This is a genomic window from Candidatus Didemnitutus sp., assembly GCA_019634575.1.
Lineage (GTDB): Bacteria > Verrucomicrobiota > Verrucomicrobiia > Opitutales > Opitutaceae > Didemnitutus.
Map to the genome: position 1 here is coordinate 1,137,644 of JAHCAY010000001.1, position 11,410 is coordinate 1,149,053.

9 protein-coding genes and 1 other RNA gene are annotated in these 11,410 nt (G+C 65.7%); all 10 read right to left on the minus strand.

What is annotated here, in order from left to right:
• Window positions 1–51 precede the first annotated feature (51 nt).
• The 10 genes from KF715_04705 to KF715_04750 all read right to left on the minus strand — a co-directional run bounded on the left by KF715_04705 (window position 52) and on the right by KF715_04750 (window position 11,269).
• A complete protein-coding gene (locus KF715_04705) occupies window positions 52–2,310 on the minus strand; it encodes an adenylate/guanylate cyclase domain-containing protein (protein MBX3735970.1) in 2,259 nt (752 codons plus the stop codon).
• Window positions 2,311–2,405: 95 nt separating this feature from the next.
• The gene (locus KF715_04710; protein MBX3735971.1) at window positions 2,406–3,479 is read right to left on the minus strand and encodes a FecR domain-containing protein; all 1,074 of its coding nucleotides are present in this window, start codon (window positions 3,477–3,479) and stop codon (window positions 2,406–2,408) included.
• Window positions 3,480–3,497: 18 nt separating this feature from the next.
• Window positions 3,498–5,414: an O-antigen ligase family protein gene (locus tag KF715_04715; GenBank protein ID MBX3735972.1), complete on the minus strand. Its 1,917-nt coding sequence runs from the start codon at window positions 5,412–5,414 to the stop codon at window positions 3,498–3,500.
• A 277-nt stretch (window positions 5,415–5,691) separates the two neighbouring features.
• Window positions 5,692–7,863, minus strand: a complete 2,172-nt coding sequence (locus KF715_04720; protein MBX3735973.1) for a glutamine synthetase III — start codon at window positions 7,861–7,863, stop codon at window positions 5,692–5,694.
• A 187-nt stretch (window positions 7,864–8,050) separates the two neighbouring features.
• A complete protein-coding gene (locus KF715_04725; GenBank protein MBX3735974.1) occupies window positions 8,051–8,332 on the minus strand; it encodes a hypothetical protein in 282 nt (93 codons plus the stop codon).
• 98 nt (window positions 8,333–8,430) lie between these two features.
• Window positions 8,431–9,573 carry a DNA polymerase III subunit gamma/tau gene (gene dnaX, locus KF715_04730; GenBank protein MBX3735975.1) on the minus strand — a complete coding sequence of 381 codons (1,143 nt, stop codon included), beginning with the start codon at window positions 9,571–9,573 and terminating at the stop codon, window positions 8,431–8,433.
• A gap of 126 nt (window positions 9,574–9,699) precedes the next feature.
• Window positions 9,700–9,798, minus strand: an RNA gene (gene ffs / locus KF715_04735) — signal recognition particle sRNA small type.
• Window positions 9,799–9,891: 93 nt separating this feature from the next.
• Complete coding sequence (locus tag KF715_04740) at window positions 9,892–10,392, minus strand: hypothetical protein (GenBank protein MBX3735976.1); 501 nt, start codon at window positions 10,390–10,392, stop codon at window positions 9,892–9,894.
• Window positions 10,389–10,685: a hypothetical protein gene (locus KF715_04745; GenBank protein ID MBX3735977.1), complete on the minus strand. Its 297-nt coding sequence runs from the start codon at window positions 10,683–10,685 to the stop codon at window positions 10,389–10,391. Before KF715_04745 ends, KF715_04740 begins: the two co-directional genes overlap by 4 nt.
• Window positions 10,682–11,269 (minus strand): sigma-70 family RNA polymerase sigma factor, encoded by a 588-nt coding sequence (locus tag KF715_04750; GenBank protein MBX3735978.1) that lies wholly within the window; start codon window positions 11,267–11,269, stop codon window positions 10,682–10,684. Before KF715_04750 ends, KF715_04745 begins: the two co-directional genes overlap by 4 nt.
• Between the last annotated feature and the right edge of the window lie 141 nt (window positions 11,270–11,410).

Genomic DNA, 11,410 nt, shown 5'->3' on the forward strand with positions numbered 1-11,410 from the left:
GACCGGGGAATTTTCCGGCGAATTGTGCGGCACGTGCCGGACAAAAATCGCTCAGCCCTTTTCCTTCATCACGAACACGCCGTCCCAATCCGCGCCGGGCGGATGGGCCTCCATGTAGCGGCAGCGCTCGGTCATGATCAGCGAGGGATTGCTCTCGATCGCGAGCGCCTTGTCCGGCTGGTGGAGCTCCAATTTCGCGGCCTGCGCGAAGAGCGCGATCGCGCCCGCCCAATCCTGCGCGTGGTAACGCGCGATGGCTTGTGCGTGCAAAGCGAGACACTCGAGCGTCTGCGAGCTGACGTCTGCCTTTAAGCCGACGACTTCGTGCACGCCGACCGGGAGCGAGCGGCCTTTCACCACGATCTTATCGAGGAAGCGAAACACGATGCGGTCGCCGCCGTGTTTCTCGCAATCGGCGCGCGTCGTGTCGGTGACCATCGTGTAGACACCCATGAGCTTCGCGCCGGACTCCATGCGAGCGGCGAGGTTCACGTTGTCGCCCATCATGGTGTAGCTGAAACGCGTGCGGCTGCCCATGTTGCCGATGATGGCGGGGCCGGAGTTGAGGCCGAGGCGCGCGCGGAGGTTATGCACGACCGGCGGCCACTTCTCGCCCTCGCTGCGCCATTTCTGGCGGAGTTCCTCGATCTTCTTCTGCACGCGGATGCTGGCGACGCACGCGCGATAGGCGTGATCCGGCAGCGGCAGCGGCGCGCCGAACATCGCAACGACGGCGTCGCCGATATACTTGTCGAGCGTGCCGCCCTCCTCCTGCACGATGTCGGTGCAGGCGGTGAGATACTCGTTCATCAACTCGACGAGCCGCGCGGGCGTCATCTTTTCCGAGAAGGTCGAGAACGCCTGGATGTCCGAAAAATACGCGGTGATCGTCTCCTCGTGTCCGCCGAGTTCGGGTTCCTTGCCGGAATCGATCAGGCTGTTGACGACCGTGGGCGCGAGGTAGGCGGAGAACATGCCCTTGATGCGGCCCTTCTGCTTTTCCTCCACGATCAGCTGCCAGCCGATGCCGGCGAACGCCATGGTGAACGCCCCGCCCAGCGGCGCCGCGAACGGCAGCACGACATGCGAAGTCTTGAAGAGCACGAAGGCGAGCGCGCCGTAGCCGAGTAGCAGGAGCAACGCCGCCGCCTTCGACCACAGGCCGCGAGCGCCACCGAGGACCGCCAGCGCCGTGACGGCGACCGCGAGCACGAACGTCAGCACGTAGAGCGCCCACAGCGGCAGACGATGAAGGTAGTCGCCGCTGATGATCGTCTTGAGGAGATTGCCGTGGATGCCGACCTTCGGCACCGGCTGGTCGTCGAACGGCGTGGTCGCAAGATCCTGCAACAGCTGATCCACCGGGCCGATGAGCACGATGGCGTCGCGGAACTCCGCGAAGAACTCGCGCGCGGCCTTCTTCTCCTCCTCCGTGCCTTCCCGCAACGACAGCGCGTGGCCCAGTGCGACCGAAAAACTCACCCGCGGGTTCTGGGGCGAGAGCCAGCGTGAGAACCAGTTCACTTCGAGCATCTGCTGATCGGTGAGCGGAATGTGCGCGATGATCTGACCATCCGCGCGGGGCACCTCGATCGCGTCCCGCGTGATCTTCACGTTCTCACCAGGCACGCCCCAGTAGGTCAGCGCGAGCGCCAGGGCCATGTGGTCGAAACGCTGCACCGTGTTCGTGGAGGTGGGCACGAAGAGCGGCACCCATTGCGTGCCGCCGTTCAGCGTGTCGATGAGCGCGATGCGTGGCGGGCTCCACAACATGCCGCGCCGCAATTCGAGCTCGAGCACTTCCGGCGTGGGAATCTGGTCGAGCGGCGGCAGGCCTTTCCGGATGAGCGGCAATTCGCGCACCTTCAGCTCCTGGTTGGCTTCCCGATACTCGGCCGCCGAATACGACGCCGCGAACACCATCGGCGGGTCGGTCAGGAGGTAGCGGTAGAACTCGATGTTCGCCTCCCGCCAGAGCTTGGCATCGTAGGCGGCGGACATGCCCTTTTCCGAAAACACCACGTCGACGCCGACCGCGCGGGCCCTGCCCTCGCCGATCAACGCCGCACCGAGTTCCGAGAAATAGGAGCGCGGCCACGGGAAGTTCTTCAGGTCGCCGATCGAGCGCGAGTCGATGTCCACGTAGACGATCTTGACCGGCGCGGCGCGCTCGCCGCGGAAGCGGTAGCGCCAGCTGAGCGTCAGATCCTCGGCCACGCGCAGGTAGCCGAAATGCCCGGCGAGCGCCCACAGCAGCGGGATCGGCAGCAACAGCAGCATCCGCCAGTCGAGTTTCGCCTTCTTGGCCACGGCGGCAGCGTAGTGCGCGAGCGCAGCGTGGGAAGGGAAAACAAAAGCGCCCGGTGAAAACCGGGCGCCGTGCGGAACGGTGGGAGAAACGGCGCTCAGCCGCCCGCGCCGTTGGTCGTGCGCGGTGCCGCAGGAGTCGTGCCCGGGTTGCCGCCCGTTCCGGTGCCGGTGCCCGAACCTGTTCCGGTGCCCGTGCCGGTGCCGCTCTGGCCGGAAGTGGAGTCCTTCGTGTCACCGGAAGTGCCGCCGGTGTTGCCCGATGTGCCGCTATTGCCGGAAGTGTCGCCGCTGCCGCTGCTGCCGGAGGTGCCGGAGCTCCCGCTCGTGTCCGTGTTGGTCGGAGTGGTGGCGGCCTGCTGCTGCTCCTCGGGAGTGATGGTCGTGTTTTTCGCCGCGTCGACGATGACTTCCGTGACGGTCTGCTTGATCGCCGCCGTCTGCTCGGTCGACATCGTGGTGGTCGTGGCCGGAACGTCCACCTTGGTCACGGTCACGGAGCCGGTGTTCGGATCGACGGTCGCCTCGGCCGTCACGACGATTTCCTTCTGACTCAACACGTCGACGGCGGCGGCGCCGCCGGTCTGACCCTGGCCGGTAAACACGACGTGTCCGTCGGCCGTCTGCAGTTGGAAGGTGAACGATTTGCCGTCGCCGGACGGCGTGAACACGATGCGGAACTGGGTGCCACGAATGCCGGCCGCGCCGACCGACGTGGAGATATCGAACTTGGAGCCGCCGTCCTTGTTCAGGTGCTTCACGTCACCGATCATTTCGCCGCGATGGAGCGTCAACCGCGTGCGCGACGTGGTGGGTTCGTTTTCCAACTTGGCGACCTCGATCGGTTTTTCAAAGGGGTCCATCTTGAACTCCTCGATCTTCATCTCGGTGGCGCTGCCGAGTTTGATCGACGCGCCGTTGGCGAAAACGAGGACGACCAGCGCGCCCGCATCGGTCTTGACGGTGTCGGTTTCGATGAGCGTGTCGCCGACCTTGAGGACGCTCGTCTGCGAATCGGCGGCCAGTCGCGTCACCTTGCCCTGCACTTTGCCGACCTTGATCGCGCCCGGTTTCATCGTCCCGGCCGGCGCCGCGCCCTGCGCGACGGCTTGCAGGCACAAACCGATGGCAAAAAGCGCGCTGAAAACAAAACGAAGGACCGAAGATTTCATGGTGGCCGGGGGTGAAAACTACTGACGTCCCGCGCTCAGGCGGGCGCGCAGAGCCTTCGCCTGGGCAAAATAGGGGTCAAGTGATAAACAGGTTTCGAGCTCCGCCAACGCCTCCGACTTCCGGCCCGGGTCGATGCTGAAGTGAAACGCGCGATAGAAGCGCCACCGCGCCACGGTCGGCGCGAGTTCGATCGCGCGATCGAACGACGGCTCCGCCTCCGCGCTCCGCCCCTGCATGTCGAGCGCTACACCTTGGTGCACCCAAGATTCCGCGACGAGCGGGCACAACGCGATCGCGCGCGCGGCCGACTCCGCGGCCCGCCGACCGGTGGCGACAGCATTGCCGCGCGTCACGTGCCAAGACAGCCCTTGGACGTAGGAAAGGTCCGCCCAAGCCCGGCCGTTGGTGGGATCCACTTTTACCGCTTCTTGAAGATTCAGGAGCGCGAACGGCACCGCGTCAGCGAGCCGCCCCTTGCCCAGCGCCACATGGTCGACCTCCCACCGCGCATCGAAACGCAACGCTTCGGCACGATAGAGGCGTTCGCCGCGCCACGCGCACCAGACCACCACGCTGACCAAGCCCAGAGCGAGCACCGCGCTCCCGATGCGTGACCGGACGCCCGGCGAATCGCCGCCCTCCGGTTTCCGCAAGACCAACGCCGCGACCAAGCCCGCGAGATAAGCGAGAGCCGGAATCTTCGTGTGGAAATCCACAAACAAGTGCACCGCGAACGCGACCAGACCCAGCCAGCCGGCGAGCCGCCAGCGCCAGCCGAAGAAAAATAAGGACGCGTTGCCCGCCGTCTCCCGCCTCGCCGCCCGCACCCCGCGCCACCCGAGAATCAGCACCGCAGCCCCCGCCCCCGCCCACAAGACAAAGCCCGCCGCGCCGTAGTCGCTCAACGTGTTGAGGTAGTCGTTGTGCGTCCAATCCGGCTCGTCGATGAAGCCACGCGGGCGGAGGCGATCGAAGATGACATTGTAGGATGCCGCGCCCGTGCCGAGCCACGGCGCCTCCTGCCAGAGCCGCACAGCCGCACGCCACAGAATCGGACGGCTCGACTCCAGTTCCCCGGTCAGAAACGGCTCGATGCGCTGGCGAGCCGCTGGGCTGGAGAAATAGAGCGTCACAAGCGCGCCGCAGAAAATCGCCAACACCGCCACCGCGCCCAACGCCCCGCGACGCACAGTGCGACTCGTCAACACGGGCCACAATGCCAGCGCCGCGGCCGCGCCGATCCACCCGCCGCGACTGCCCGTGAGCACGAGGCCGAACAGAAACACGAGCGTCAGCCAGCCACACAGAATCTTGGCCGTAACCGAAACTGACCTCGCACCGAGCACCACCAGCCCAAACGGCAGCGAGAATTCCAACAAACACGCGAGGCTGTTCGGGATGCCGAACATGCCCGCCGAGCGCGTCCAGAACTGCTCCGCCTGCGTCCGGCCAAGCATGATCCACTTCGGGTCGACGAAACGCTGATAGGCCGCCATTGCCACGCCCGTCAGCGCCAACGTCAAAACCGTGCCGACCAGCGTCCATGTCTGCGCACGCGACCGCGCAAAATGCAGCGCGAGCACGAACCACAGCCACATCTGGAACCACAACAGCCACTCGCGCCAAGCCAGCCACTTTGCCGGCGCGATCCAGACCACGCTCGCCAGGGCGAACAACAGAAACGGCACCGGCAGCAACGCCCGCCCATCGAGCGGCCGTGGCCGCAGCACGAGCAACAGCGACGCGAACGCCACCAGTCCCCACGTCGCGCGCGCCGACCAGAGCACGGTCCCCGCCAGGTAGCCGCCGAGGCAAAGCGTCGTCCACGCAAGCGTCACCGCGAGTCCGAGGGTGAGCAGCCATTCGCCCGTATCGGCGATGCGCGCCACCGCCGGAGATTCGGCGGCGGGCGCGTTGGCGGAGGCGTTCGGCATTGAGGACGTTCAACCGCAACGCGCCGCCGTGCGCTACACGAAAGTGCGACCGCAGGCGGTGGGCAGCGCGCTTGCGCGCGCCTCGACGTTTTCGAAACGGACGGACCAGCGCGCGCGAGCGCGCTGCCCACTGGTCGCAGATGCTGAATGCGAACGCATTTGATTCGCCTTCGCTCTGCGAGCTACGGCGGATTCGCATCGGGCGGAGCCGATGCGAAAAAAACGCCCGGCTCGCTTGCGCGGGCCGGGCGTTGTTGGTGTGCGTTCTACCCCAAAATCAGCGGATGAAGAGCATCTCTTCGTAGGTCGGCAGCGGCCACGACTCGTCGGGGCACACGGCCTCGAGCGCGTCCACGGCCTTGCGGATGGCAAGGAGCTGCGGAAGCACTTCGTGACACATGTGCGCGGCCTCGGCTTCGAGACCGGAGACGTGATCGGCGCGGATCTCTTCGAGCTTCGCCAGTTCGGCGGTGAGCTGGTCGAGGATGCCGGTGACCTTGTCGAGCAGACCGGTGTCGGCCTTGGCGCCGGCGGCGCGGAGGGCGGCGACGTTCTGCGCGAGCGCGGTCTGGTAGGAAATCGCGGTCGGGATGAACTTGGTGTTCACCATTTCCGTGACGACGTTGGCCTCGACGGCGATGGCCTTGACGTATTGCTCGAAGGCGATGTCGCGGCGGGCCTCGAGTTCGCGCTTCGTGAGGATGCCGTAGGCTTCGTAGGCGGCGATCGTGGACTTCGCGGCGAGCACCGGAATGGCGTCGACGGAGGTGCGGAGGTTCGGGAGACCGCGCTTGGCGGCTTCCTTGTGCCACTCTTCGGAGTAGCCGTTGCCGTTGAAGATGACGGCGCTGTGCTCCTTGGCGATTTCGGTCAGCACGTCCTGTACGACATCCTCGAACTTCTTGGACTTCGGCGCCTTCTCGAGCTTGGTCGCGATGTAGTCGAGGGACTCGGCCATGATCGTGTTCAGCGCGGCCAGCGGGGCGGCGATGGACTGGTTGGCGGCGACGGCGCGGTATTCGAATTTGTTGCCGGTGAAGGCGAACGGCGAAGTGCGGTTGCGGTCGCCGGCGTCCTTCATGAGGAGCGGCAGCGTGTCGACGCCGAGGTGCATCGTGCCGGCCGACTTGGAGGACTTGGCCTTGCCCTTCTTGAGCTGTTCGAACACGTCGGCGAGCTGCTCGCCGAGGAAGATCGAGATGATGGCGGGCGGGGCCTCGTTGGCGCCGAGGCGGTGGTCGTTGGAAGCGGAGGCGACCATCGCGCGGAGGAGGGCGCCGTGCTTGTGGACGGCGCGAATGACGGCGGCGCAGAACACGAGGAACTGCATGTTCGCGTGCGGCGTGCTGCCGGGTTCCAGCAGGTTGCCCTGCGTGGCGTTGCCGAGCGACCAGTTGAGGTGCTTGCCGGAACCGTTGACGCCGGCGAAGGGCTTCTCGTGCAGGAGGCACTCGAGACCATACTTCCGCGCGACGCGCTTCAGCGTGATCATGACCTGCTGCTGGTGGTCGGCCGCGATGTTCGCGTTCTCGTAAATGGGCGCGATCTCGTATTGCGACGGCGCGACCTCGTTATGGCGGGTCTTGACCGGCACGCCGAGCTTGTAGAGCTCGGCTTCGCACTCGTGCATACACGCGAGAACGCGGTCCGGGATGACGCCGAAGTATTGGTCTTCGAACTCCTGGCCCTTCGGCGGCTTGGCGCCGAACAGCGTGCGACCAGCGGTGAGGAGGTCGGGGCGGCTGAGGTAGAAATTACGGTCGATCAGGAAGTATTCCTGCTCGGGGCCGGCGGTGGCGGTGACCATCGCGATCTGGGAGTGGCCGAAGAGCTTCAGGATGCGGCGCGCTTGCTGATCGAGCGCCTTCATCGAGCGGAGCACCGGGGTCTTGAGGTCGAGCGCTTCGCCCGTCCACGAGACGAACGCGGTCGGGATGCAGAGCGTGACGCCGTTGGCGTTCTCGACGAGGTAGCACGGGCTGGTGACGTCCCACGCGGTGTAGCCGCGGGCTTCGAAAGTCGCGCGGATGCCGCCGGAGGGGAACGACGAGGCGTCGGGCTCGCCTTGCGCGAGCTGCTTGCCGGAGAACTCGGCGATGGCGCCACCGCGGCCGTCGGGTTCGAGGAAGCTGTCGTGCTTTTCCGCGGTGATTCCGGTGAGCGGCTGGAAAACGTGCGCGTAGTGCGTGGCGTGGTGCTCGAGCGCCCAGTCCTTGATCGCGGTGGCGACGATATCGAGCACGCCAGCCTCGAGGGTCGCGCCGGTGTCGATGGTCTTCTTCAACGACTTGTAGGCTGCCTTCGGGAGGCGCTGCTGCATGATTTTGTCGTTGAAGACGTTTTTGCCGAAGAGGCCGGCAGAGTGGCTTTCATTGAAAGCCACGGTCTTCGTCGTGCGGTAATTGTTGGCCGCAGAGATCGCCGCGAGGCGAGAGGGACTAACGCTCATAGTGTGGGATGGGAACGCAGGGTAGTTTTGTGTCGGTGAACGCCCGCCCAAACCGGCGGGTGCTCGCGCGCGTAGAAAGCGGGTTCCGTGCCAGCCTCGTTCGGCGACGGTAGAAATATGTGCAGGTGACACGCGCGGCTCATCCGGCCGGTCACTGAGGTGCCGCTCTCCGGCCAGCGATGCAGGGTCAATTCTTCAACGCGCTGCGCGGCACCCGCTTCACGGTGATGAACTTCGCCCGGAAAAGTTCGTCCATCAGCTCGCGGGTCGCGGCGGGGATGCGGTTCACGAGATCGTCGAGCGGCGGGAGCGGCGACTTGTCGTCCGGCTCGGCGGCGGGGGCCGCACGTGCCGCTGCGGGCGCGGAGAAGCCCTGTTCGCGTTGCTCGGCAATGAACGAAGCCTCTTCGCCGTCGGTCGGGCCGACCGGCGCGCCGTCGTCGACGGGCGCGCCGGGATTCTCAGTCAAAACACTACTGGCGGGCGCGTCCTCTTCCCCACCCGACGAGCTGACCGCTGCCCGCTGATCGCTGACCGCTGGCGCGGCAACGCCGTCAGGCGCGGGCCTCAGTCGTTTTTTTTTACCGGGTCGTCCGGCAGGCTCTCGGCGAGCGTGGCGATTTCCTTGATCAGACTGTCGATGGCGCGCGCGCGGCTGGCCTCGACGGCCTTGAGGAGCGCGACTTCGAAATTGATCTTCTCGGACAGGCCGTGCTTCACGCCACCCTCGCCTTCGCGGAGCGCGTCGAGCAAGCGCGTGAGCTGCTCCGTCGACATCGGCGTGCCGAGCGCCTCGCTCGAGCCGCCCTTCGCGATCGCATCGAGCAGCGCCGTGCGCAGGTGCGCCTGCAAGTCGACGAGCATGCGGTAAAGATCGCGGCCGTTCTCGTCGCACTCGTCGACGATGCGCACGATCTTCTTGTGGTCGCCCGCCGCGAGCGCGCTGCCGAGGTCGGCGATCGTCGCGGCGGAAACGAGACCGTAGACGTCGAGCACGTCGGCTTCGCCGATTTCCGTGCCGCAGAACGAAATCATCTGATCGAAGATCGACTGCGCGTCGCGCATGCCGCCGTCGGCCATGCGGGCGATGCTGTGCAGCGCTTCGTCGCTGACTTTGATCTTCTCGGCGCCGGCGATTTTTTTGAGGCGCTGGACGATGAGCTCGGTCGGGATCGGCTTCAGGTCGAAGCGCTGGCAACGCGAGATGATCGTCGGGAGCACCTTTTGCACATCGGTCGTGGCGAAGATGAATTTCACGTGCTCCGGCGGCTCTTCGAGGGTCTTGAGCAGGGCGTTGAACGCCGCGGCCGAGAGCATGTGCACTTCGTCGATGATGTAGACCTTGAACTTCCCTTGCGCCGGCGCGTAGCGGACGGTGTCGCGCAGCTCGCGGACCTGCTCGACGCCGTTGTTCGAGGCACCGTCGATCTCGATCACGTCGAGACACGATCCCTCGGCGATGGATTTCGCGATCGGATCTTCGGGATCGAAATCGGCTTTCGGGCCGTTGGTGACGTTGAGGGCCTTGGCGAAAATACGCGCCGTGCTCGTCTTGCCAGTGCCGCGCGGGCCGACGAACAGATACGCATGCGCGATGCGTTGGCGGGCGATGGCGTTCTTCAGCGTCCGGACGACGTGCTCCTGGCCGACGACGTCGTCGAAGGTTTGGGGCCGCCACTTGCGGGCGATGACTTGGTAGGCGCCGGACATGGAAGAGGAGCTGAGAGTTGAGAGCTGAGAGCTGAGAGAAAAGCAAAATTCCGCCGACCCGATGTTCTCTCAGCTCTGGACTCCCTGCTCTGGGTTTTTTCGCCGATCGTCGGCGAAGACAAAAAAAGTGGCCAGGCACTCCACGGCACTGGGAGAACGTCGTCACCGTTGCTACCTTCCGGTCCTGGCGGGGTTCACGCGCCTGCCCATGCATGGCACCTGGCCAAGGCGGACCGTAGGTCGCACCCTTCGTCGCGCAACCAATAAATCTCCGGAGCCGGAAACAAACGCGCCCGCGACTCAGCGCAGGCGCAAAAATCACTCTTCGGCAGCTTCATCGCCGCCCGGGCCCTTGCCCTCCGGCGGCGGTGGCGGCGGGCCGTCTTTCCCCTCCGGCGGCGGGCCGCGGCGCTCGCCTTTCTCGCCGCGTTCACGGCGTTCCATCAGGCGGCGTGCGCGTTCGCGCATCTCCTCATTGAGCTTCTCGAATTTCACCTTCTGCTCGGGCGTCAGCACCGCCGCGATGTCCTTCTCCATGCGTTCGAGGATGCGGCGCGTTTCCATGAAACCCTGCTGCCGCAATCGCCCCATGTCCTCCACGTCGCGGCGGACGATCGGCTTGAGGCGCTCGATCTGCTCGGGCGTGAGATTCAACTGGTCCTCGAGTTTCTTCAGTCGCGCCGGGCCCCACGTTTCGGGCGCGAGGCGCTTGCGGAGCATGTTCTTGCCGACCTCGAGCGTCACGAAGCCGCCCGCCACACCGCCCGCGAGGAAGATGCCGGTCAGGAGCAGGACGAGTTTCCAAGGCTTGTCGGTCATGACTGGGCGAGGACCTCGGTGACCGTATCGCCGGCGACCGCCTCGGTCTCCTGTTCGCTCGTGAAAGCCGAATAGCCGAAGGCCGCCGCGGCGGCGCTGAGCGCGCAGGCCGCGAACAGTCCGCGCAACGCGAACTTCTCGAACACCGCGCGCGGCAGCACCGCGGCGGGAGCCATGAGGCCGAGCGCGGCGACGCGCGTGGCAAAGCCGAACGGCGCGGATTCATCGCGATCGTTGGGGGCTGAGCGCGCGGCGGCGATGAGGCGCAGCCATTGCTGATTGTGCGGGTTCATGACTTCTCCTGTGTTCTGAGTTCTTGAAAGAGTTTCTGCAACTTCCGACGTGCGCGGAAGGCGCGGACCTTGATCATCGACTGGCCCCAGCCGGTCAGGGCCGAGATCTCGGCGACCGACTTCTGCTCCAAATCCAGCATCTGGATAACGGTGCGGTCGGCGGGAGAAAGCTGGTCGAGGAGCTTGCCCACGAGTTCGCGCGCCGCCATCGAGTCGCTCGGCGTCTCGGCGGTCGTGTCGCTGAGGACGTTGTCGAGCACTTCGGCTTCATTCTCCGACAGATCGGCCCAGCGGAACTCCGGGCGGCGTTTCTGCGCGCGGAGCTGGTCGATGCACGTGGTCACGGCGATGCGCGACACCCAGTGGGTGAACGGCACGTTGCCCTGATACTGTGCGAGGCGGGTGAACATTTTCAGGAAGACATCCTGCGCGAGATCCTCCTCGGCCACGCGGCGCGGGAGGTGCGAGCGGACGATGCGGATGACCAACGGGTAAAGGTGCTCGACGAGCTCACGCGCCGCCGCCTGGTCGCGCACGCGCACGCGCTCGAGGCAACCAGCCAAATCGAACGTTTCGTCAGCCATGAGGAGCATGGGAGCGGAAAATGCACGTCATCGGAGACGCGCAGCCCTCCCGCGCAGTTACGATCTGGACCTTGATTCCGGCCACCCTCGACCCGTAACCCACGGCGCCGCACGCACCAAGCGAATTCGCCGCCCGCTTGC